The sequence below is a fragment of the Acidocella sp. genome, assembly GCF_013044125.1.
Lineage (GTDB): Bacteria > Pseudomonadota > Alphaproteobacteria > Acetobacterales > Acetobacteraceae > Acidocella.
Genome location: NZ_JABEVC010000069.1, coordinates 1 through 22,931, shown reverse-complemented (window position 1 = coordinate 22,931; position 22,931 = coordinate 1). Strand labels below are relative to the sequence as shown.

At 62.5% G+C, this 22,931-nt stretch carries 23 protein-coding genes; 5 read left to right on the top strand and 18 right to left on the bottom strand.

The annotated features are described in order from the left end of the window. Window positions 1-19 precede the first annotated feature (19 nt). The gene (gene gyrB, locus HKL97_RS04195; RefSeq protein ID WP_291422850.1) at window positions 20-2,464 is read left to right on the top strand and encodes a DNA topoisomerase (ATP-hydrolyzing) subunit B; all 2,445 of its coding nucleotides are present in this window, start codon (window positions 20-22) and stop codon (window positions 2,462-2,464) included. 59 nt (window positions 2,465-2,523) lie between these two features. Here the strand turns inward: gyrB and HKL97_RS04190 are convergent, their stop codons facing one another. The 10 genes from HKL97_RS04190 to lepB all read right to left on the bottom strand — a co-directional run bounded on the left by HKL97_RS04190 (window position 2,524) and on the right by lepB (window position 13,150). Then, a complete protein-coding gene (locus HKL97_RS04190; protein WP_408820682.1) occupies window positions 2,524-3,282 on the bottom strand; it encodes an NAD kinase in 759 nt (252 codons plus the stop codon). Further along, window positions 3,279-4,109, bottom strand: a complete 831-nt coding sequence (locus HKL97_RS04185) for a carbon-nitrogen hydrolase family protein (RefSeq protein ID WP_291422849.1) — start codon at window positions 4,107-4,109, stop codon at window positions 3,279-3,281. Before HKL97_RS04185 ends, HKL97_RS04190 begins: the two co-directional genes overlap by 4 nt. 36 nt (window positions 4,110-4,145) lie before the next feature. Next, window positions 4,146-4,880: a bifunctional 2-polyprenyl-6-hydroxyphenol methylase/3-demethylubiquinol 3-O-methyltransferase UbiG gene (locus HKL97_RS04180; protein ID WP_291422848.1), complete on the bottom strand. Its 735-nt coding sequence runs from the start codon at window positions 4,878-4,880 to the stop codon at window positions 4,146-4,148. Next, window positions 4,870-5,814: a glycosyltransferase family 2 protein gene (locus HKL97_RS04175; RefSeq protein WP_291422847.1), complete on the bottom strand. Its 945-nt coding sequence runs from the start codon at window positions 5,812-5,814 to the stop codon at window positions 4,870-4,872. Before HKL97_RS04175 ends, HKL97_RS04180 begins: the two co-directional genes overlap by 11 nt. Further along, window positions 5,811-7,460, bottom strand: coding sequence for a hypothetical protein (locus tag HKL97_RS04170; RefSeq protein ID WP_291422846.1), 1,650 nt, complete (start codon window positions 7,458-7,460; stop codon window positions 5,811-5,813). Before HKL97_RS04170 ends, HKL97_RS04175 begins: the two co-directional genes overlap by 4 nt. Further along, window positions 7,453-9,114 carry a hypothetical protein gene (locus tag HKL97_RS04165; protein WP_291422845.1) on the bottom strand — a complete coding sequence of 554 codons (1,662 nt, stop codon included), beginning with the start codon at window positions 9,112-9,114 and terminating at the stop codon, window positions 7,453-7,455. Before HKL97_RS04165 ends, HKL97_RS04170 begins: the two co-directional genes overlap by 8 nt. Beyond that, window positions 9,107-10,765 (bottom strand): hypothetical protein, encoded by a 1,659-nt coding sequence (locus HKL97_RS04160; RefSeq protein ID WP_291422844.1) that lies wholly within the window; start codon window positions 10,763-10,765, stop codon window positions 9,107-9,109. The genes HKL97_RS04165 and HKL97_RS04160 overlap by 8 nt, the downstream gene beginning before the upstream one ends. 77 nt (window positions 10,766-10,842) lie before the next feature. Next, entirely contained in the window at window positions 10,843-11,739 is an 897-nt protein-coding gene (gene era, locus HKL97_RS04155; RefSeq protein ID WP_291422843.1) for a GTPase Era, read from the bottom strand. Beyond that, window positions 11,736-12,407 carry a ribonuclease III gene (gene rnc, locus HKL97_RS04150; protein WP_291422842.1) on the bottom strand — a complete coding sequence of 224 codons (672 nt, stop codon included), beginning with the start codon at window positions 12,405-12,407 and terminating at the stop codon, window positions 11,736-11,738. The genes era and rnc overlap by 4 nt, the downstream gene beginning before the upstream one ends. Beyond that, window positions 12,404-13,150, bottom strand: coding sequence for a signal peptidase I (gene lepB, locus HKL97_RS04145; protein WP_291422841.1), 747 nt, complete (start codon window positions 13,148-13,150; stop codon window positions 12,404-12,406). The genes rnc and lepB overlap by 4 nt, the downstream gene beginning before the upstream one ends. A 111-nt stretch (window positions 13,151-13,261) precedes the next feature. Here lepB and HKL97_RS04140 point away from each other — a divergent pair, with 111 nt between their 5' ends. The 3 genes from HKL97_RS04140 to HKL97_RS04130 all read left to right on the top strand — a co-directional run bounded on the left by HKL97_RS04140 (window position 13,262) and on the right by HKL97_RS04130 (window position 15,154). Then, window positions 13,262-14,512 carry a D-alanyl-D-alanine carboxypeptidase family protein gene (locus tag HKL97_RS04140; protein WP_291422840.1) on the top strand — a complete coding sequence of 417 codons (1,251 nt, stop codon included), beginning with the start codon at window positions 13,262-13,264 and terminating at the stop codon, window positions 14,510-14,512. Continuing rightward, on the top strand, window positions 14,509-14,757 hold the full coding sequence (locus HKL97_RS04135) for a DUF3297 family protein (protein ID WP_291422839.1): 249 nt from the start codon (window positions 14,509-14,511) through the stop codon (window positions 14,755-14,757). The genes HKL97_RS04140 and HKL97_RS04135 overlap by 4 nt, the downstream gene beginning before the upstream one ends. 118 nt (window positions 14,758-14,875) lie before the next feature. Beyond that, on the top strand, window positions 14,876-15,154 hold the full coding sequence (locus tag HKL97_RS04130) for a hypothetical protein (protein ID WP_291422838.1): 279 nt from the start codon (window positions 14,876-14,878) through the stop codon (window positions 15,152-15,154). Window positions 15,155-15,173: 19 nt separating this feature from the next. On the opposite strand, the gene HKL97_RS04125 is transcribed toward HKL97_RS04130, so the two are convergent. The 8 genes from HKL97_RS04125 to folK form a co-directional block, all read right to left on the bottom strand. Beyond that, window positions 15,174-15,851, bottom strand: coding sequence for a flavin reductase family protein (locus HKL97_RS04125; protein ID WP_291422837.1), 678 nt, complete (start codon window positions 15,849-15,851; stop codon window positions 15,174-15,176). After that, entirely contained in the window at window positions 15,827-17,176 is a 1,350-nt protein-coding gene (locus HKL97_RS04120; protein WP_291422836.1) for a sensor domain-containing diguanylate cyclase, read from the bottom strand. Before HKL97_RS04120 ends, HKL97_RS04125 begins: the two co-directional genes overlap by 25 nt. Further along, window positions 17,157-17,300, bottom strand: a complete 144-nt coding sequence (locus HKL97_RS04115; RefSeq protein ID WP_291422835.1) for a hypothetical protein — start codon at window positions 17,298-17,300, stop codon at window positions 17,157-17,159. The genes HKL97_RS04120 and HKL97_RS04115 overlap by 20 nt, the downstream gene beginning before the upstream one ends. 56 nt (window positions 17,301-17,356) lie before the next feature. After that, the gene (locus HKL97_RS04110; protein WP_291422834.1) at window positions 17,357-18,637 is read right to left on the bottom strand and encodes a diguanylate cyclase domain-containing protein; all 1,281 of its coding nucleotides are present in this window, start codon (window positions 18,635-18,637) and stop codon (window positions 17,357-17,359) included. Between the two features lie 74 nt (window positions 18,638-18,711). Continuing rightward, window positions 18,712-19,122, bottom strand: coding sequence for a holo-ACP synthase (gene acpS, locus HKL97_RS04105; RefSeq protein ID WP_291422833.1), 411 nt, complete (start codon window positions 19,120-19,122; stop codon window positions 18,712-18,714). Next, a complete protein-coding gene (locus tag HKL97_RS04100; RefSeq protein ID WP_291422832.1) occupies window positions 19,119-21,377 on the bottom strand; it encodes a bifunctional (p)ppGpp synthetase/guanosine-3',5'-bis(diphosphate) 3'-pyrophosphohydrolase in 2,259 nt (752 codons plus the stop codon). Before HKL97_RS04100 ends, acpS begins: the two co-directional genes overlap by 4 nt. Before the next feature lie 85 nt (window positions 21,378-21,462). After that, entirely contained in the window at window positions 21,463-21,870 is a 408-nt protein-coding gene (gene rpoZ, locus HKL97_RS04095; RefSeq protein WP_291422831.1) for a DNA-directed RNA polymerase subunit omega, read from the bottom strand. Window positions 21,871-21,935: 65 nt separating this feature from the next. Continuing rightward, window positions 21,936-22,439: a 2-amino-4-hydroxy-6-hydroxymethyldihydropteridine diphosphokinase gene (folK, locus tag HKL97_RS04090; protein ID WP_291422830.1), complete on the bottom strand. Its 504-nt coding sequence runs from the start codon at window positions 22,437-22,439 to the stop codon at window positions 21,936-21,938. 129 nt (window positions 22,440-22,568) lie between these two features. On the opposite strand from folK, the gene HKL97_RS04085 reads away from it, so the two are divergent. Next, on the top strand, window positions 22,569-22,931 hold a 363-nt coding region (locus tag HKL97_RS04085; RefSeq protein ID WP_291422829.1), incomplete at its 3' end, for an NYN domain-containing protein.

Sequence of the window (22,931 nt, the reverse complement as noted above, 5' to 3'; positions counted from 1 at the left end):
TTCTGGAGCATCCGCCTTTATGTCTGAACCGCTGCCGCCGACCTCGCCCGAAACCCCGAAAGACGATGCTTATGACGCCGCTTCCATCAGCGTGCTGAAAGGGCTGGATGCCGTGCGCAAACGCCCCGGCATGTATATCGGCGACACTGATGACGGCTCAGGCCTGCACCACATGGGCTTTGAGATCATCGACAACGCGGTGGACGAAGCCCAGGCCGGCTACGCGAACCGGGTGGAGGCGATCCTCAACGGCGACGGCTCGATGACCGTGCGCGACAATGGCCGCGGCATCCCGATCGACATCCACGCCGAGGAAGGCATCTCGGCGGCGGAGGTGGTGCTGACCAAGCTGCACGCCGGCGGCAAGTTCAACCAGAATTCCTACAAAGTCTCCGGCGGCCTGCATGGCGTGGGCGCCGCGGTGGTGAACGCGCTCTCCGAATGGATGGAAGTGCGTATCTGGCGCAATGGCGAGGAGCATTTCATCCGCTTCGAGCACGGCGAAACCATGGCGCCGCTCAAGCTGATCGGCCCCTCCGGCCAGCCCAACGGCACCGAAGTCACCTTCAAACCCTCCGCCGGAACATTCACCCATACCGAGTTCGACTACGCGGTGTTCGAGCGCCGGTTGCGCGAGCTGGCCTTCCTCAACTCTGGCCTCGCCATCATCCTGCGCGATGAGCGCCATGATCCGGTGCAGGAAGCCAAGTTCCATTACGAAGGCGGCGTCGCGGAATTCTGCTCCTGGCTCGACCGCGCCAAAACACCCGTGCTGGCCGCGCCCATCACCTCCATCGGCGAGGCCAAGGAACACGGCATCCGCGTTGAATTCGCAATGACGTGGAATGATTCCTACCACGAGACCATGCTCTGCTTCACCAACAACATCACCCAGCGCGACGGCGGCACGCATCTCGCCGGTTTCCGCGCCGCGCTGACCCGCGTGGTGAGCAAATATGCGCAAGGGATGAGCAAGAAGGATAATCTGGAATTCTCCGGCGAGGATATGCGCGAAGGCATGACCGCGGTGCTCTCGGTGAAAGTGCCGGACCCGAAATTCTCATCCCAGACCAAGGATAAACTCATCTCCTCCGAGGTGCAGCCGGTGGTGCAGGCGGCCGTGGCCGATGCGCTGAGCCATTGGTTCGAGACGCATCCGAAGGAAGCGAAAAGCATCGTCGGCAAGGTGATGGACGCCGCCGCCGCCCGCGAAGCCGCCCGGCGCGCGCGCGAACTCACCCGCCGCAAGGGCGTGCTGGATATTTCCTCCCTGCCCGGCAAGCTGGCTGACTGCCAGGAGCGCGACCCCGCGAAGTCTGAACTGTTCCTCGTCGAGGGTGACAGCGCGGGCGGGTCCGCCAAACAGGGACGAGACCGTAAATTCCAGGCGATTTTGCCGCTGAAGGGCAAAATCCTCAACGTCGAGCGCGCGCGGTTTGACAAGATGCTGGGCAGCCAGGAAATCGGCACGCTGATTACGGCGCTTGGCACCGGCATCGGCCGGGGCGAGCCGGAACAGGGCGGGTTCGATGAGACAAAATTGCGCTACCACCGCATTGTCATCATGACGGACGCGGATGTCGACGGTTCGCATATCCGTACGCTGCTGCTCACGTTTTTCTATCGCCAGATGCCCAAACTCATCGAGCACGGCTACCTCTACATCGCGCAGCCGCCGCTCTACCGCGCCAAGCGCGGCAATGAGGAACGCTATCTGAAGGATGACGACGCGCTGGAGACCTATCTGCTGGAGCGCGCATTGGGCGAGGCCACCCTCACAGCCGCCGACGGCACGCTTTACGCCGGCGACGAGTTGCGCGGCGAAATGGCCTGGCTCGGCCAGGTGGTGCACCGCTTCAACGCGCTCTCGCGCCTGCTGCCGATCACCTATCTGGAGCAAATGGCCATCACCGGCCTGCTGGCCACTGACGCGCTGGGCAACCCCGAGCGCGATCAGGCGCTGGCCACCCGGCTGAACAGCAACGCCGCCCCCACCGAGCGCGGCTGGGTCGTGACCTCTGATTCCTCCGGCGTGACGCTGGGGCGGATGGTGCGCGGTGTCGCCGAGCGCTACACGGTGGACGCCGCCGTGCTGCGCACCACCGAGGCCCGCTACCTCGCCGAGCGCGGCACGCGCCTGGCACAGCTTTTCGGCACCGATGCCACATTAAGCATCGATGGCCCGCCCAAGCCGATTCACGGCCCGGTGGCGTTGTGGGAAACAATGCTGAGCTATGGCCGCAAGGGCCTCGCCATCAACCGCTTCAAAGGTCTTGGCGAGATGAACCCGGACCAACTCTGGAAAACCACGCTGGACCCGCAGGTGCGCCGCCTGCTTCAGGTGAAAATCGCCGATGCGGAGGATACTGACCAGATCTTCTCCACCCTCATGGGCGACATTGTGGAGCCGCGCCGGGAGTTCATCGTCACCAACGCGCTCAAGGTCGCCAATCTGGATACCTGAGGCGCATCTGCTCGTCCCTTCCGCCCGCCGCGAATGCGGTGGCGCTGGGGGGCAGGAGGCTATACCGTGAACTGCTCGGTGATGATGCGTTCGGAGAGGGCGCGGTCAGGGTCGAAGAGGACGGTAGCGCCGACGCTGCGATCCTCGCTAACCGCAACGGAGACGACGTTGCGGACCTCGGTAAAATCCGCCACCGCGGCGACGGGGCGTTTATCCGGCTCCAGAATTTCAAACAGCACATCCACCGTGGAGGGCAGCAGCGCACCACGCCAGCGCCTGGGGCGGAAGGCGGAAATGGGGGTGAGCGGCAGCAGGTTGGCGCTGAGCGGGATGATGGGCCCGTGGGCGGAGAGGTTGTAGGCCGTGGAACCGGCGGGGGTGGCGATCAGCACGCCGTCGCAGATCAACTCCTCCAGGCGCACGGTATGGTCAACATGGATGCGGATTTTGGCGGCCTGGCGCAGCTGGCGGAGCAATGAGACCTCATTGAGAGCCATGGCTTCTTCCACCACGCCCGAGGCGGTGATGGCGTGCATGCGCAACGGATGGAGGATGCTGGGATGCGCGCGGGCAATGCGCTCCTGCAGGCCCGGCTCCAGGAACTCGTTCATCATGAAGCCGACGGAGCCGCAGTTCATGCCGTACACGGGTTGCGCGGTGCCCAGGACCTTGTGCAGACATTCGAGCATCAGCCCGTCGCCGCCCAGGGCGACGATGACATCCGCCTCACGCTGATCGCAATTGCCATAAGTGGCTGTCAGGCGCGCCTGGGCCGCCTCGGCGATCTCGGTCCGCGCGGCGATGAAGGCGATTTTCAAACGAGCTTCCGGTGTTCGAGCACCGGCATGTTGGCGCGGACGCGGGCGGTGAAGGCTTTGTCGATGCGCGATGTGGCCCAGCCGATGCCATCGGAGGCTTTGGCGACGACATGGCCCCAGGGGTCGACGATCATGGAATGGCCGTAGGTGGCGCGGGCCTCACCGTCGGCATCGCGGTGGATGCCGGTGCAGGCGGGGGCGGCGAACCAGCATTGCGTCTCGATCGCGCGGGCGCGCAGCAGCACCTCCCAATGGTCCTTGCCGGTTTGCAGGGTGAAGGCGGCGGGCAGGATGATGAGGTCAACATTCTTGCGGCGCAGGGCGAGAAAGAGCTCCGGGAAACGCAGATCGTAGCAGATGGCGAGGCCGATATGCGTGCCGCCAACATGGCAGGTAACCACCTCCTCCCCGGCGCCGTAGGTCGCACTTTCGCGATAGCCCTGGCCGTCGGGGGTGGTGATGTCAAACAAATGGATTTTGCGGTAGCGGGCCAGTTCCACACCGACGGGGGAAAAGACAAGGCTGGTGTTGTAGAGCCGCTTGCCGGCCAGCTCGCCGATGGAGCCGCCGTGGATGTAGATGCCGTTGGTCTCGGCCATCTGGCGCAGAAATTCATAGGCCGGGCCGCCCGTTTCGCCGGCGGCGGGCAGCACCTCGGCGGCGGCGAATTTCTGCTCACGGCTGCCGCCCAGGCAGGACCATATTTCCGGCAGGGCGATAAGCTCTGGCTTGTCCGCCGCGATCGCGCCCTCAATCAGGGCGCGGGCCTGCGCGATGTTCTGCGCCTTGTCCGCCCCTGGGGACATTTGAATCACGCTCATGCGCATATGTCCGGTCTCCTTTAATCTGGGCCGAACATAGCTTTAATCGGTGGCGCTGACCACGGCCACCAGCGAGAGGCCAAAGGGTAGGTTTATGCGCGGGAGGAGATGGGCCTCGGCACCGAAAAGCCCGGTGAACAGGGCGTTCACCGGCCCGGGGGGAATGCTGGTGCCGCTGGCCTGCCGCGTGCCGCGCAGCCGGTCCAGCCAGCGGGCTGCAAAGGCGAGCGGGGCCAGGGCCATATTCATAAAGCTGAGTTTTTGCACCCGCAGCCCGGCGGCGCGCAGCCTGGCTGCAAATTGCGCGCGGGTGTAGCGGCGTATGTGATGCAAGGCGATATCATGCGGGCCGAAAAGCGAGGGATGGGCCGGGACAGTGATGAGCGCGCGGCCGCCCGGCGCCAGCAGACCGCGGATCGCACGCAGAGCAGCTTCGTCCGCCTCGACATGCTCCAGCACATCGAACAGGCAGACGAGATCGAATTCATGCCCCTCAAGCGGCAGATCCTCAGGCAGCATGCCGTGGTGGACGGCAGCCTCCCCTCCCCTGGTTTTGGAAATCTCGCGCGCGGTCTCGTTCATCTCAACCGCGGTGACGCTGCCAAATTGCGCCAGCAACGCGAAATTGCCGCCGGTGCCCGAGCCGAGTTCAAGGATTCGCGCGTTGGCCGGGAGCTTCAGGCTGCCGATGAGCGCGCCCAGAATACGCCGCCGCCCGGCAAACCACCAATGCCGCGCCTCGACCGCCGCCATGTCGAGATAGGCTTCAGCTTCCATCAGAGTTCCCATAGGTTTTGCGGATGAGGTAGCTCGGCCGCTGTTTGGTCTCAACATAGATGCGGCCGATGTACTCACCGAGCAGGCCGATGCTGATGAGCTGCACGCTGCCAAAAAAGGTGATGGCGACAAAGAGCGAGGCATAGCCAGGGACTCTGTTGCCGAATGCCACTGTGTAGATGACGATATAGAGCGCGTAGAGGACCGTGCCCAGCGCGGTGAGCGCGCCGAGATACGTCCAGATTTTCAACGGCGCGGTAGAGAAGCTGGTGAATCCCTCCAGCGCGAAATTCCACAGCGCGAAACCTGAAAATTTGCTTGCACCCGCCGCGCGCGGGGCGCGGGCATAGTCAATGGTGACGGTGCGGAAGCCGACCCAGGCGAACAGCCCCTTCATGAAGCGCTGACGCTCGGGCAATTGTTTTAAAGCATTGACCACCACGCGGTCCATGAGCCGGAAATCCCCCACATTCTCGGGAATTTTGGTGTGCGACATGCGGTTGTGCAAACGGTAGAACCAGGCGGCGGTCTTGCGCTTGAGCACGCCATCGCTGGTGCGGTCGGTGCGCCGCGCCAGCACGACCTCAGCCCCCGCCCGCCAGGCGGCGAGCATCTGGGCGATCAGCGCCGGGGGGTCTTGCAGGTCAGCGTCAATGGGGATGACCGCGGCGCCACGAGCCGCGTCAATCCCCGCTGTCAGCGCAGCCTCCTTGCCAAAATTGCGCGAGAATTCGATGATACGGAAACGAGGGTCGGCCTGCGCCAGCGCAACAAGCTGCAACAAAGTGGTGTCGGTGCTGCCATCGTCGACGCAGATGATTTCCCAGTCCGTTCCGGCAATGGCTTCCAGCGCGGGCAGCAGCATGGCGCGTAAATGCGGGATCGCCTCGGCCTCGTTATAAAACGGGATGACGAGAGAGATCAGATCGGTCATGATGCGGGTACGATGAACACGGTTACGTCGTCGATTCTTTGGGCGCGCCAGTCAAGTGCCTGCAGCACTGCCCAGCCGGCCGGAGACGTGCCAGGGGTAACGACAACGTATTGCGCGCCGGTTTGGCGGCAGAAATTGGCAAGATCCGCTGCGGCGCTAGCTGGAAATTTGTTAAAGAAAAGTTCCAGCGCGGCTGGGGAAGCCTGGAAGGCCCGCGGCGGATAACCGAGGTAGCCGCCAACCTGTGAGAAGGCGAAAGCGCTTTCTGCCTGCCAGTAGGAAGAGTTGCCGGAAATGCCAAACGGCAGGAGCAAAAGGCGTGGATGCGGGCCAAGCACGGCCTGAACATTGCCGGGACGAAAAAATGTTAACGCCGGAGATGGCGAGACAGGGTGCCACACGGGCTTGAGTGAAAGGCAGACCAGCGCTCCGGCGATAATCCGCAACCGCTCCGCGCGAGCAGCGACCCAGCCAGAGAGGATGATGGCGATGAGCAGGCTGCTGTAGAGCGCCATGCGAGAGGGTAGCGCCGCGCCCAGCAATGGCAGGTGCAGCAGCAAAGCCCAGGGCAGCGCAATGCCCGTGGCATGGCCCGCGATGTGTAATTCTGGCCCCAGGCTCGCCAACAGAACGACCGCCAGCACAATGAAGAGCAGACGATACTCCGGGCGATGCCAGAAATTGCGGCACGCGATAACAAGCAGCGCGATCGCCGGCAGGCCAAGATAACCTGCCTGTTCGTCCACCCCGCCGGAGAAGGTTTTGGTGAAGCGATGGAACAACGCACCGCCGTATGCGGTGGTTTTGGTGGGGAGGATGAAATTCAGCAGGTCGGTGGAGTAAATATAGGACCATTGCGGAGGATGCGCGACATCATACGGGCCGGTGAGCATGGCGTAAAGAATGGGGCTGCTGAGCAGCAGGGCAATGGGGGCTGCAAGCGTGAGATCTAACAGCAGGACGGTGAGTTGAGCGCGGCGCGGCGCCAGCAACCAAAAGGCCAGCGCCAGCGCGATGCCGCTGACCAAAGCGCTGGTCGCCAGAATTTCGGGGCAGATAAGAAATTGCGCGCCAAGCAGCAGACCAAATGCCACGACACTGAATGCGCGCCCGGACTTGCCACGCAGGCGGCGGACCACGGCCAGCAGCAGCAGTGGCAGCAGGCAGGTGAAATCAAGGTTCAGATGGTCAATTGTCTGCGCTGCCTCGTAGGAGGAAAAGCCAAACAGCCAGCCGCCGATGAGCGCGGCGGGCGGGACCGCGAAAAGCTCCAAGCACAACAGGTAAGCAGCAGCAGCAGCCAGCGTTGGTGCCGCAAGGGTGAGGATGTTGAAAGCCAGAATAGAGCCGCCCAGGAGCGTGAACGGCAGGCCCAATAATGCCAGCAGCGGAACACTGGTTGTCCAGGCTAGGTTGAGCCCTACCGGCTGCCACAAAAGATGCGTTTGCAGGGCGCTGATGTGATGCGCAGCCGCCCAGGGCCAATAGCTGAGAAACCACATGATCAGCGAAGGGTCGGAACCCAGGCCGAGGACAGATTTTGTCAGCGGCGCGGCGTGGTCCAGATACAGCCAGGATTCGGCAGTGTAGGCGAGCAGCGCGGCCAGGTGCCAGCGCCAACTTCCGAACCAGGTCATATTAGCCATGAACGGCGCCTCCCCTGGGGACCGTGAATATTTGTACACCATCCACGCGGCGGCTTGGCCATGACAACCGCACCATTGCCCGCTCTAATTCTGGCCGCACACCCGGCCCCGCTAAGACAAAATTCGTGCCCACGGCGTGGCAAAAAACATCAATGTCCGATGCAAGGGTTGGTGGATTCAGATTAAACATCAGATCAATGACCGCAGCGTAATGAACCATTGCCAGCGGAGGCATGCCGACGTATCCGGTACTCTGGATGAAGCCAAAATGATTTTGCGCCTGCCAGAAACTAGTTTCATCAACAGCTGCTCCTGGCAAAATCAATACATGTGGTTGCAGGCCTAATACAGTCTGCATCTGCCCGGGACGAAAAAAATCCACGAATGGCGCTCGCATAACTGGATGCGGCGACGCTAAAGTCACGAGCCACGCCAATCCCACCACCACCGCTCGCCAACTACGGTGCGGCACGGTTGCGACTGTGCGCACCATGATAATTGCAATCAACAAACTCGTATACAGAGTGAAACGAACCGGCAACGCCGAATTGATCAGCGGTAACCGCAACATCATGTGCCAGGGCATGACGATGCCGGAAAAATGGCTGCCGATCCATAACTCAGGACCAAGACTCGCCAACGCAATCACGCAAAGCATGTATCCCAGTAAGCGCGTATCGGGCTTACGCCAATTTCGCCACAAAAACCAAAAAATTATCACCACTATTGGCAGGCCTGTGGTGAAGTCATATTGTGGATAATGGCCAAGCCAGTTTTTATCTGTCGCAGGAAAATTTGGATTACTCAGAACTACCTGTGGGGTTGTTACAAATAAATTGTACAAATGCCCCGCCGAAAGATAAGACCAGCCTATGGGTATCTTAACGCCGCGAGGAACCATAAAGATATTCCACAATAGGGGCGACACCAGAACCGCCGTGAGAATACCCGTGAGCAATCCGTCTACAACGAGTCGACGCAGTGCGGCGCGGCGCGCAGGCAGCAGAAGCAGTGCGAACGCCCAGCCGATACCGCCAAACAGCAAAGAAGTAGCCGCAAATTCCATGGATATATAAAACTGCATCGCAAGCAAAAGTGCCGCCAGACCAGACGCCCATCGCCGATTGAACCGGCTGTCCAAACGCACCAGCACAATTAGCAGCAAGCACGGCACTGCGGCGTTGAAATCCAAGTTCAGGTGCGCCAAGGTTTCTGACATTTCATACGTCGAAAAGCCATAGAAAAGGCCACAGAGAATTGCTGCGACAAGACGTTTGACGATGTAAAGTCCCAATGCATAAGCACTCAACCCAGCCAGGATCGGGGCCAGGATTGTCAACATATTATACGCCAATACAGGACCGCCCGTGAGGGTAACCGGCGCCGCCAGCAGAGCCAGAAAAGGAATAGACGTGGTCCAGGCAAGGTCTATCCCGGCTGGGTGCCAGATTAAATTGGCGTATAAGGGATTGAGATGATGCATAACGGCCCAGGGCCACCAGCGCAAAAACCAGATGAATGCAAATGGGTCACTGCCCTGGCCGTAGACCGTTTGAGTGGGTGAGGCGCCGTGGGCGATGAGGAGAAACGACAATGTGGTGTAGAGCGCCAGAGCCAGGAGGTGCCCGCGCCAGGAGATTTTTTCGTCAACCACGGCTCACTCCAGGCACTGTGAATATCGTTACATCATCAACCTGCCGGGATGGCCAATGCAGCCTTGCTAGCACGGTCAGCATTGCCGCCGGGGTTCCTGGCCCGGCCACGACATATTGAGTGTTGGTTTGCTCGCAGAATTTAACGAAATTCGCGGGGAAATCCGGTTCCCGCTCGTTACCCGGCATCTGCCCGATGGCCTTGAAATGCTGCATCGCCTTGGGCGGGAAACCGAGATAGCCGCCTGTCTGAGTGAAGCCGAAATTATTTTCAGCCTGCCAGTAGGATGAGGGGCCGCTGATCCCGAAGGGAAGCAGCAGCAGGCGCGGGTTCAGCCCCAACTGGGCCTGCACTTCTCCCGGCGCAAAAAATTTCGATTCAGGAACTTTCATCCAGGGATGAAACGCCGGGAGCAAGGCCAGACAGGCAAGCGCGCATAATGCCCCGCGGCGTCTTCTTGATGGTTGCGTGTGCGCGCCGGACAGCCAGAGAGCGGCGATGATCGCAGTGATGAGCGACACGAACAAGGCGAACCGCGCCGGCAGCGCCATGCCAAGCAACGGCAGATGAACAAAGAGAGCCCAGGGCAGGGAAATATTCGTGGGGTGCCCGGCGATCCATAATAACGGGCCAAAACTTGCGGCCAGCAGGATCAGGAACAAGACAACCAGAAAACGCCCCGTGGGGGTTTGCCATTGCCCTCTGGCAAAAAGCGCCAGAACCAGCAGCAGCGGAAGCCCGATATAGGCATCCTGCTCCTGCGCGCCGCCTGCCGCATTTGTTATATAAAGCGGAATGACGCTGGTTTTTCCGGGCAGAATGACATTCAACGGATCCGCAGCAAAGTAATAAGGCCAAAGGGCGGGTAGATTGACCGTGCCGCGATGCAGAAACATCTGCCAGAGCAAAGGCGAAAGCGCCATAACGACAATTGGCGCCGCCAATAATCCGTCAACGAAAAGCCTCGCTAATATGCCGCGCTGGGCCGGGATGAAAGAGAGCGCAAGCAGCCAGGCGATGCCGCCAAATATGAAAATCAGCGCAAAAATCTCGATGCTGATAAGAAACTCAGCGGCAAGACACAGCGACGCCAGCAAGACCGCGCGCAAGCGGCCGATTTTATCCTGCAACCGCAACACAACAACCCACAGCAGGGCTGGCACAAAACATGTGAAGCTCAGGTTCAGAACAGAGACATCCTGCGCCATCTCATAGGTGGAAAAACCAAAGAGAAAGCCGCCGAGCAGCGCTGCCGGATGGTCTTGCGCAAGAGCTAGGCAAAGCCGGTAGGCAAACCAGGCCGAGGCAACGGGGGCGATGATGATGAATAAATTATAGCTTACCACGGGGCCGAACAGCAAAGTCACCGGCGCGCCAGCCAGCGCCAGCAAGGGAACCGGCGTTGCCCAGCTCAACGCCACACCCACCGGCTGCCAGAGAAGACTGGTGAAAAAAGGATTCAGATGATGGGTCAGCGCATAAGGCATCCAAGCCATGAACCAGACAAAGGCAAACGGGTCACTGCCATGCCCGGCCAAAAACCGCTCCGGGTTCACACCATGATCGACAACCAGAACCGCAAGGGCTGCGTATAGTCCCAAAGCGCCCAGATGCCAGCGCCAAGCCAGGGGTTTGTGTTTTGTTTCAGTCATGCGCCTGGTCCGTTAGATAGAATACCGCCTCTCACATCAAGCGAAGAACGAGCGCCGCCTCGCACGGCGGCAGCTGTTCACACCTTCGGGTCATTCAGCCCCGTGGCGCGGATGCGGGCGGCTTCTTCGTCCCAGCCGGGGCGCTCATTCACGCGCAGGAAGAGGTCTACCTTGGTTTCCAGCACCTTGGTCAACTCCTTGCGCGCGCGCATGCCGATCTCCTTGATCCGCGCGCCCTTGGCGCCGATGAGGATGGCCTTATGGCTGGCCTTGGTGACGTAGATCACCGCGTCGATCCGCACGCCCGATTTTTGTACCTTGAAGCTCTCGGTCTCGACCGTGGTGCCGTAGGGGACTTCATCGCGGGTTTGCAGGAAGATCTGCTCGCGCACGATCTCGGCGGCGAGGAGACGGTCCGGCAGATCGGTCAGCTCGTCGCCGGGGTAGAGATGCGGGCCGGCGGGGAGTTTGGCGACGCAGAAATCCAGCAGCACCTCCAGCCCGTCGCCGGTGGCGGCCGAGATCATGAAGACCTGTTCAAAATCCGCCAGGGCGGCGAGGTCCTGCGTGAGCGGCAGGAGCTTCTGGCGGTCGATCAGGTCTACCTTGTTGAGCACAAGGGCGAGTTTGCGCCCGGTGGCGGCGATCTGGCTGACAATTTCGCGCACGGCGGCGGTGAGGCCCTGCTTGGCGTCAACCAGCAGAAGCACATAGTCCGCCTCGGTGGCGCCATCCCAGGCGGCGGCGACCATCGCGCGGTCCAGCCTGCGTTTGGGGGCGAAGATGCCCGGCGTGTCAACGAACAAAATCTGCGCCTCGCCGCGCGGCAGAATGCCCAGCACGCGGGCGCGCGTGGTCTGGGCCTTGGGCGTCACAATCGAGAGTTTGGCGCCCGTGAGGCGGTTGAGCAGGGTGGATTTGCCCGCGTTGGGCGCGCCGATGAGGGCGATGAAGCCGCATCTACTTGTTGTCATTCCGGTAAAACTCCCAATAACGCCTGCGCCGCCGCCTGCTCCGCGGCGCGTTTGGAGCCTGCCTCGCCTCGTCCTGCCGCGTCGCCCACGCTCACCTTGATGACAAAGCGCGGCGCATGCGAGGGACCGGACATTTCCACCACCTCATAGGCCGGCAGCGGCAGGGCGCGCTTGAGCACCCATTCCTGCAAGGCCGTTTTTGGATCTTTCGGCGGAATGAACTGTTTGTCCACCACATCCCCCATAACGCGACGGATGAAATGACGCGAGGCGTCCAACCCGGCATCAAGATACAAGGCGCCGATGACCGCCTCCAGCGCATCGGCCAGCACGGTGGCCTGGTTGCGCACGCCGCGCTTGGATTCGCCCGCCGCGACGTTGAGCAGCGGCGCCAGGCCATTATTTTGGGCGATTTCCGCCAGCGCCGGCTTGGAGACAAGGGCCGCCATGCGCGGGCCGAGCTTGCCCTCCTGCTCGTTGGGAAAGCGCTCGATCAGCCATTCCGCCACGATCAGCCCCAGCACACGGTCACCGATGAACTCCAGCCGCTCATTGGAGCCGACCCCCTTGGCGCCGGCGGCGGAGCGGTGCGTCAGCGCCTCGGCCAGCAGTTCCGGCCGGACGAAACGGTGCCCCAGGAGCGTCTGGGCGTGGTCCAGCCGGCTCAAGAGATTTTGTGGAACATCCGGTCCCAGCGGATTTCAGCCGGCCAGTACCAGAATTCAAAGAAGGGATGTTGCAGGTCGATGGAGAAGAAAATCATGTCCGCCGGGCCGATGACGTTCTCCAGCGGGACATAGCCGACCGGGCCATCCATGAAACGCGAATCCTCGGAGTCGTCGCGATTGTCGCCCATCATGAACAGATCCCCCGCCGGGACGGTATAGAGGGGGGTGTTGTTGGCGAAGCCGCCGTCGGTCTCTTTCAGAATCGCATGGGATTTGCCGTTCGGCAGGGTCTCTATGTAGTCCTTCGCCTCCACCGGGCCGCCGGAGCTGGTGTCAGTATAGTTGCCGACGAACGTGCGCGGCACGAGCTGGCCGTTGATGTAGAGCTGGCCGCCGGTGACCTGGACGGTATCGCCCGGCAGGCCGATGACGCGCTTGATGAAATCCTCGTTAGGCAGGCCGGGCGGGCGGAACACCACCACCGCGCCGCGCGGCGGCAGCTTGCCCATGATGCGGCCGGAGAAAATATCCGGCGCGAAGGGGAAGGAGTAATGCGAATAGCCGTAGGCGAATTTGTTAACAAACAGATAGTCCCCGACCAGCAAAGTGGGGACCATGCTGCCCGAGGGAATGAAAAATGGTTCATAAAGAAAGGTATGAATGCCTACCGCGATGAGCCCGGCGTAGAAGATCGTCTTGAAGAATTCAGCCACCGTGCCGGTTTTACTGTCGTGCCGCGCCATGTTTAAGCCCAATCCGTTGAGTTGGCGCATCAAGCCCGGCGCTTGCGGCTTGTCAAGAAATCGGTGCAAAAGCCCTCCACTTGTCTGCCCCGCATGAAGAAAGAGCTGTGCATGAAGAAATCGACCGGCATTTCCCTGATGGTTCTGAGCCTTGCCATGGGCGCCGCCCCGGCGCTGGCCAAAACACCGCATTACGGCGCGCATGCCGCGGCCCCGAATGCCCAGAACAAGGACACCGCGACGGCCGCGCCCTCCGGCCCGCCGCCGGTGCCCGATAGCCCGATCGCCGACAAGAACACCCCTACCCCGCCAACGCTGCCGCAGGCCACCGCCTATGTGCTGATGGATGCCGCGACAGGTGCGATTCTGGCCGAGGCGGCGCCCAATCTGCAGGTGGCCCCGGCGAGCCTGACCAAGCTGATGACCGCGCATATTGCCTACCAAGCGCTGCATGATGGGTCGCTGAAGATGGACCAGGTAGTGCCTGTGAGCGCGGCCGCCTGGCATGCCGGCGGCTCCACCATGTTCATCGACACCACCAGCACGGTGACAGTGGACCAGCTGCTGCATGGGTTGATCATTGTCTCGGGCAATGACGCCGCCGTGGCCCTGGCCGAGCAGATTGCCGGTACCCAGGGCGCGTTCGTGCAGATCATGAACAAAGACGCCGCCGCGATGGGGATGACCAATACGGTCTTTACCAACGTGGACGGGCTGCCCGACCCGGCCGAGCATACCAGCGCCATGGATGTTGCCATTCTCTCGCGCAACATCATCAAGGATGAGCCGGAGTTCCTGAACATTTCCAAGGAACAAAGCTATACATATAACGGCATAACGCAGGCGAGCTGGAACCCGGTGCTGGCGCACGACCCGACGGTGGACGGGATGAAAACCGGGCTGACCGACGCCTCCGGCCATTGCATCGACGCCACCGCCCTGCGCGGCAACATGCGGCTGATCGCCGTGGTGATGGGCGGGCCGACCTGGACCGCCAGCACCGCCGCGATTGAGGCGCTGCTCGATTATGGGCAGAAATTCTTCACCGACGAGAAGATCGCCACCGCCGGGCAGCAGGTGGCCACGCTGGCCAGCGGTGCGCTGAACACCGGCACCGTGCCGGTGGGCCCTGGAAAGGATATCACCCTTACCCTGCCCAGCGACGCCGCCGCACGGATTACCCACAACATTGCCTACACCGCCGATTTGACGCCCGGCGCCACCAAGGGTGAGACACTGGGGACGATTACCTATACGCTGGACGGCAAGACGCTTGCCACCGCCCCGGCGATTGCCCTGGCGGACGAAGCGCCTGCCAGTTTTGTCACCAAACTCAAACGCAAACTGAGCAAATACATATGAGCGATACGCCCCCCGACCATCTGAGCAACGACCCCAAATCGCCGTTCTTCAACGAGCCTGTGCTCGAACGCGGCATCGGGATCCGCTTCAACGGCGTTGAGAAGACCAATGTCGAAGAATATTGCGCCAGCGAAGGCTGGGTCCGCGTTGCCGTGGGCAAAACCGTGGACCGCCACGGCAAGCCACTGACGATGCGGCTCAAGGGCAAGGTGGAAGCCTATTTCAAGGAAGCTACCGCGGATTAAGCGCCCGGAGGCGCCTCCGCGGGATTTCAAGCAAGCCCGCGGAGGTGTATCATTACGCCATCGGCATGCATGATCGCGTTATCGTGGAAATGCCCGTTACCGAGGAGGCAGGGTTTAAATGAATCATAAGCACCGCAACACACTGCACGCGCTGTTCGCGCATCCGGTGAGCAGCAATATAGAGCCGCGGCTGGTGTATGCCGTGATCGAGGACCTGGGCGGGGAAGTGACCCATGGCGGCAACGGCCATGTGAAGGTGAAGCTGAACGGCCATACGCATGGTTTTCATGACACCCAGCATGCGCTCTCCAAGGAGGAAGTCGTGGAAATGCGCAAGTTTCTGGACGCGGCGGGGATTGATCCGGGGCGCGACTTCCCGCTCGAAGCCGGGGTGTGAGCAAAGCCCTGCCTATTTTCTATTTTGGCCGGGACATGTCCAGCCGGGTCTGGGGCTGGATTTCAGCATAGGCTGTGGCCCCGCCGGCGCGAAGCAGGATGCCGGCGCCGAAAGTGTCAAACACGCCGCCCGGGAGCAAAGCGGGGTCTATGTGAACCCCCACCACCTCGCCCAGCACCAGCCAGGTAGGAACCAACACGCCGGCGGCGGATTTGAGCTGAATGATATCAGCCAGCTTGCACTCGAAATTAACCGGGCTCTCGGCCACGCGCGGCGGGGCGACCAGGCGCGAGGGCGCCTTGGTGAGACCGGCCAAGGCGAATTCATCAACACCATAAGGCACCGTGGCGCTGCTCTCATTCATGGCGGCGCCCAGGGCGCGGGTGGTGAGGTTCCACACGAACTCCCCGGTTTCCCGCACGTTGCGCAGCGAGTCCTTCGCGCCGATGCTGGAGAATCCGATGATCGGCGGGTGGTAATTAAAGGCCGTGAAGAAACTGTACGGCGCCAGATTCACCGAACCATCCGCGCCCTTGGTAGCGACCCAGCCAATTGGCCGCGGCCCCACGATGGCGTTGAACGGATCATGCGCCAAACCATGGCCTGAGGCGGGTTCGTAGAAATACTTCTCGGTATCCATCCCCGCAGCATATCCCTGCCGGGCGGGCGCGATCAACTCACGCGGTTTTTGATCCAATATGCCATATCCAGCGGCTGGGGCGGGTTGTGGAAATCATACAGGTCGCCGTTCAGGCTCAGATCAAATTTCACGATGCGGTCCCGGCCTTCGGTTTTGGCCTTGTCCAGCGCCTGGCCGGCGCGGCGCACCAGCTCTTGCGGGTTGTTAACATCCGCCAGGCTGGTGAAGGCCGCCACGCCGCAACTGACCGTGAGGAAGCCGGAATCAGCGCCCTCGTGGAGGATTTGCAGCGCCCGCACGGCTTCGAGAATGACGGTGGCGACACGCTCAGCGCCTTTATCATCGGCCAGCGGCAGCAGTACCGCGATTTGTCCGCCCCGGTGGCGGGCCACGACATCCCCGGTGCGGCGGGGGATGGATTTGACCGCTTGCGCGACGCGGCGCAGGCAGGCATCACCCGCGATGCTGCCGTAGGCCGCGTTGTAGGCGCGGAAATTGTCGATATCGATGAGCGCCAGACCCAGCGGCAAGCCGCTGCGCACCGCGCGCTTGAATTCATGCACCAGGCTGAGATCAAACTGGCGGCGATTGGAGAGGCCGGTGAGGCCGTCCTCCAAGGTGAGTTCACGCAAGGCTGTGTTGGCGTGCAGAGCGGCGGCGGTGGCCTCGCGCAGGCGTGCTTCGGCCTGATGCCCGGCTGTGATGTCCACCAGAACACCGCAGACGATGCCCGGCATCAGGGAGCGCCCGCTCATGATAACATGGCGCATCTCGCCATCGGCACGGCACAGGCGCAGCCTGAGTTCAAATTCGCCGCCTCCGGCCAGCGCGGCCAGGAGGGCGGTGGAGAGGGGTTGGCGGTCATCAGCGTGAAAGCTTGCCAGCACCGCATCCAGCGAGGGGAGAAACGTTGCGGGGGAAACGCCGTGCATGCGGTACATGGCGGTGGACCATTCGAACACCCTGCCCGCCCGGTCCACCTGCCAGTGGCCGAACCGCGCCATGGCTTCAGCCAGTTCCAGCGTGGCGCGGGCGGCCGCGGCGCGGTCGTTGGCTTGATCAATCTGCCGCCGCATCCCGCGCCCCATGGCGCCCGCGCGCAGAGGTTTTATACCTGCCAGCAAGACCCACAGGCCAATGCCCGCAGCCAGCTGCGCGGCGGTGGCAGCCAGCACGAAAGCCGCTGCCCCGCCCCGTGCGAGGCCGAACAGCAGCAGCGCCTGCAAGCCGGACGCGGCTGCGAGGACCGCAACGAGAAGCCAGCGGCGGATGCCCAGAACCAAGGTGCCGCGCGCGCGGAAGAGGTAAAGCAGCGCCAGGGCGGCAGAGGCGTAAGTCAACGCACTCATCAGCGTGGTGAGTTCAGCTTGCCAGATTGCCATTGCGTTCAACCTCCATGCGTTCAACCTCCATGCGTTCAACCTCCATGCGTTCAACCTCCACGGCGGATTGGGCGTTGCGCCGCCAAATTACCGTGCCAGCGTCCCGTGCGGTGGTCCTGAACATTCAGGCCGCCTCAGCGTAGGGCGCGAGAGTTTAACATTCAGCTAATCAGCCCTGATTCAGGCGCGCGTGGCGAGAACGCCCAGCAGCTCCACCTCGCGGTAGCCGCAGACGCGGTTGCCTCCCATCTCCTTCGCATCGGCCAGGGCGCGGGCGGCGCGGCGGGTGAGTTCCATGGGGTTGTAGAGATCGTCCATGCCGACGAAGGCGGCGGCACCGCAGGAGGCGGTGAGGATGCCCGCCTCCTGCCCGGCGTTGGGCAGGCCAAGGGCGCGCACGGCCTCAAGGATTTGGGTGGCCACGCGCTGGGCTCCGGCGGAGTCAGCCAGGGGCAACAGCACCGCGATTTCGGTGGCGCCGTAGCGGGCCACGACATCGCCGGTGCGCCGCGGCACCGCCTGCACCGCCTGGGCCACCACGCGCAGGCAGGCGTCAGCCTCCAGCGCTCCGTAATAGGCGCCGTAGTTGGGGAAATGCTCGATCTCCAGCAACACCATGCCCAGCGGTTTGCGGCTGCGCACGGCGCGCTTGAATTCATAGCCCAGGCTGAGGTCGAACTGGCGGCGGTCCGCCAGGCCGGTGAGTTCATCCTCCAGCGGCAGGCCGCGGCTCCCGGAGAGCGCTAGTTGCGCCTCGGCGCGCTTGGGCTCGGTGACATCCACCAGCACGCCGTTCAGCTCGCCCACCTGCCCGTCCCCATCCAGCGCCGCGGCGCCGCGCAGAATGACGTGGCGGATCTCGCCATCAGGCCGGCGCAGCCGCGCCGCAACCTCGAACTCGCCCTGGTTGGCGGCGGCCTCCTGCAGCAACACCCCGATGCGCTTGCCGTCCACCGGGTGGAAGGCGGCCAGCGCACTCTCAAGGCGCGGGGTGTAATGCTCGCGCCACAGGCCATGAATACGATACATTTCATCCGACCAGCACAGGTGATAATCCGGCACACTGAGCTGCCAGTGCCCGACATGCCCGCTCCGCTCAGCCAGAGCGAGCCAGTTGCGCGCCGCGGCCACGGCGGCCTCCGCCCGCTGCGCGCGCGCCAGCAGCCGGGTGTTGAGGATACGCAGCTGGCCGCGCTTGAGCCGCGACACCACGGGCCAGAAGTTGAGCGGCACCGCGACCAGGCAAAACGCCGCCAGTATCCGCAACGCGGGCAGGGCGGAGGTGAAATTGAAATGCGCGGCTAGGCCCAGCAGCATCTGCACCAGCGCCCCGGTGCTGAGCACCGCCAGCAGCGCCCCGCGCCGCCGCCCCAGCACGGAGGTCTCGCTCGCCATGGCGAGATTGTTCACGGCGAAGGCCATCGCGATATATGCAATCGCGCCAAATGTGTTTGCGAGCATTTTGTTCCACCTCGGAAAGAACCATGCCGGATTGGTTAATATCCGGTTTCATTCGTATGGTAGGCGGAACGAGGTTAACCGGCGGCTAACGGCTCGGCGGAAATAATCACCTGTGCGAAGGCGTAGGGGTATTCATCGGTCAACGAGAGGGCGATATGCGCCGCGTGCCCCGGCGGCAGCATGGCGCGCAGGCGGGCCAGGGCGCCGCCGTGCAGCTCCAGGGCCGGCTGGCCGGACGGCAGATTGACCACGCACAAGTCCGACAAGAAGACACCATCACGAAAGCCGGTGCCCAGAGCCTTCGCGCAAGCCTCCTTCGCCGCGAAGCGCTTGGCATAGCTGGCCGCGCGCGCATGCGTGCGCCGCTCGGCGCGGGCGCGCTCAACCTCGGAGAACACCCGGCGGGTGAAACGCTCGCCGAACTTGGCCAGGCTGGCCTCGATGCGGCGGATGTCGCACAGGTCGGAACCGAGGCCGAGGATCATGTTCTGGCGCGCTCGACCTGGGCGATGCCGGGGGCGCCGCGCAGCCCGCCGATGACCTGGCCGAGATGGCGCGAATCGCGGACTTCGACATCGACGAGGGCTTCGAAAAAATCCTGCTGGCGATGGATGATTTTCAAGTTGGCGATCGCGCCGTCCTGCTTGGCGACGGCGTTGGTGAGCGCCGCCAGCACGCCGGGGGCGTTGCTGGCGATAACGGTAATGCGGCCGGTGAAGCGGCCGGATTTGGGGCCAGCCCGGTTGAGATGGGCGGTGTCCCAGTCGACGTCGATAAAGCGTTCCGGGGTGGCGGCGAAGGTTTCGAGCGTCGCGCAGTCCTTGGTGTGGACGGTAATACCCTTGCCGTTGGCGACGATGCCGACAATTTTGTCGCCGGGCAGCGGATGACAGCAGCCGGCATAATGTACGTCCATCCCCGCGACGAGGCCGGTGACGGCCATGCCGGCTTCCGCCTTGTGGTTCGCGCCGCGTGGCGAGCGGGGGTTGAGCGACTGGCCCATGAAGGCGGGCAGCATGCGCGGGGCGCGGGCTTCCTTCAGTTCGGCGTAGGAGGCGTAGACGACATCCTTGGCCCCGAGCGCGCCGGTGGCGACCGCGACGAACAGGTCGTCCAGCGACGCCTGTTTGAGGATTTTTGCCGTTGCGTCCAGCACTTTTTCCGAGCCATCGACGCCTTCCTGGCGAAAGGCCTTGGCCAGCGTGGATTTGCCCGCATCGCGGTGCTGTTCGCGCACCTGCTGCGTGAGGAAGCGGCGGATGCGCGCGCGCGCCTTGCCGGTGACGACGAAGCGCTCCCACGCGGGAGAGGGCGTGCCGCCGCGCGCGGTGAGGATTTCCACCTGGTCGCCGTTCTGCAGCTCGTAGCGCAGCGGCATGAGCCGGCCATTGATGCGCGCGCCGACGCAGGAATCGCCAATTTGGCTATGCACGGCATAAGCGAAATCAACCGAGGTGGCGCCGCGCGGCAGCTGGATGAGCTGGCCCTTGGGGGTGAAGCAGAACACTTGGTCCTGGTAGAGCTCAAGCTTGGTGTTTTCGAGAAACTCATCGGGCGCGGCGGAGTTTTCCAGAATTTCCAGCAAATCCTGCACCCAGCGGAACTGTTTGATGTCAGACTGGGAAGCGTCGGCCTGTTTGTAGAGCCAGTGGGCGGCGACACCGTTTTCAGCGACCATCTGCATGTCGGCGGTGCGGATCTGGATTTCGATTTTCTGGTTGCGCGGGTGGCGCAGGGTGACCCCGGTGTGCAGCGACTGGTAGCCGTTGGCCTTTGGGGTTGAGATATAATCCTTGAATCGCCCGGCGATGACGGGATAGGCGGCATGGATGCCGCCCAGCGCAACGTAGCAGGCCTCGCGCGTCGGCACGATGATGCGGAAGGCCATGATGTCCGACAACTGCTCGAACGCCACATTGCGGCGCTGCATTTTTTCCCAGATGGAATAAGGCGATTTCTCACGCCCGGAGATTTCCGCGACATCAACCCCCGCCTCGCGGCAGACGCGCAGCAGCTCCTGGCGGACTTCCTCGATAACATCAGCCCCCTGGCCGCGCAGGAAGTTGAGGCGGGCCTGGATGGTGTCATACGCCTCGGGATCGATCTCGGCGAAAGAACGGGTTTGCAGCTCGGTCTTTACCGATTCCATGCCGATGCGCTCGGCCAGCGGCGCGTAGATTTCCATGGTCTCGCGCGCGATGCGCTGGCGCTTGTGCGCGGCGCCGATGGCGCCGATGGTGCGCATGTTGTGCAGCCGGTCCGCCAGCTTGACGATGAGAACCCGGATGTCCTTGCTCATGGCCAGGACGAGCTTGCGGAAGTTCTCGGCCTGTTTGGTGCGGTCCGATTGCAGTTCCAGACGGGTCAGCTTGGTTACGCCATCAACCAGCCCCGCGACCTCCGGCCCGAAACGCTTCTGCACCATCGGCAGGGTGACTGAGGTGTCTTCCACCACGTCATGCAACAGAGCCGTGATGATGGAAGCACAATCCAGCCGGTAGCCGGCCAGGATGCTGGCCACCGCCAGCGGGTGGGTGATGTAGGGTTCGCCGTCGTCGCGCTTCTGGCTTTCGTGCGCCTTGAGGGCGACGGTGTAGGCGTCGTCGATCAGCGCGGGGTCGGCCTTGGAATCATACGCGGTCACGCGTGAGAGCAGGCCGCCCAGTTCCGGGTGGAACCCGCCGGCCCCCACGCCCTCGGGCGCGCAACAGATAACTGGTCCCCTGCAGGCATTCAGCATGATAGGGTCAGCTTAGGGCACCGATGGTGCGGTGCAAAGCACTGAATGCGGCCGGAGCCGCATGCGGCGAAAAAACTTATCCGGCTCAGCGGCGGGTTTTACCGCCGAGCTCGGCCTCGATGGCGGCCTGGATGTCTTCCGGGGTCATCTCCTCGGCTTCGGCGGCCATGGCGGCGGCTTCTTCCTCGGCGGAAACGTCCTGCAGGCCGAAGATATTCTGATCGGTCGGGATCAGGTCCGCCACTTCCTCATCGATCGGCTCCGGCTCGGGCACGCGCGAGAGGGATTTGACCAGATCCTGCTCGAGATCCGGCAGGGCCAGGGTTTCCTCGGCGATTTCACGCAAGGCGACGACCGGGTTCTTGTCGTTGTCACGGTCGATGGTCAGCTGCTCGCCGCGGCTGATGTTGCGGGCGCGCTGAGCCGCCAGCAGAACCAGCTCGAAGCGGTTCGGCACTTTCAAAACACAGTCTTCAACGGTGACGCGGGCCATCCGAAATGCTCCAGGCAGAAAATTGAACGCTCGCCTTACTCTGCGCGCTTGTGTGATGCAACCCTTTACGGACGCTCCTCATGCCAGGGCTGTATGCCTTGCGGAGGGAGTTCGGCCAGCAGGGTGGCGACGCTCTGGTGCAGGACGGGGTGGCGCCAGCCCGGCGCGACGTCAAGGATCGGGCGCAGCACAAAGGCGCGCTGGTGCGCGCGCGGGTGCGGCAAAACGGGGTCCGGGGTGGCGCGGATGGCGCCGTTGAGGTCGATGAGGTCCAGATCCAGCGTGCGGGCGGCGTTGAGCCCGGCGCGCTGGCGGCCGAAGCGGTCCTCGACCTCATGCAGGCGGGCGAGCAGCTCGGCCGGGCCAATCTCACCGAAAAAGCGGATGGCGCCGTTGCAATAGTCAGGCTGCTCGGCGCGCGGCTGCGGCGCCGTGCGATACCAGCCGGAGAGAGCGACGAAGGAAAGCCCCGGGATCTCGCACAGCAGCGGCACGGCGGCGCGGCATGTCTCAATCGGGGAGGAACCATCCACCCCGGCCAGATTGGCACCGATTGCAATTAGTATCATAAGCCAAAGTGCTTCAACGGATTATCTTCCAGAAAATACAAAGTACATGCAGAATTGTCTTTATTCTAACACTTTTTTCAATATTGTATATTCGTTTAACTAATTTTTTACTCGCAGGAAATAATCCATATGCTCTTTGCCCCACAGGAACGTACCGCTTTATTCATAGATGGCGCCAATTTCTACGCCGCGACCCGCAGCCTGGGGCTTGACATTGATTACCGCAGGTTGCTGGATTTTTTTAGCGGAAAATCCAATCTGGTAAGGGCTTATTATTATTCAGCCCTGCTGGATACTGAAGAGTATTCACCGCTGAAGCCCTTAACAGACTGGCTGGCGTATAACGGGTATAGCCTTGTCACCAAGCCGGCGAAGGAGTTCACCGATGCGCTTGGGCGGCGGCGGATAAAGGGCAATATGGATATCGAGCTGGCGATCGACATGCTGGAGCTGGCGCCGAAGATCGACCATGCCGTGCTGTTCTCGGGCGAT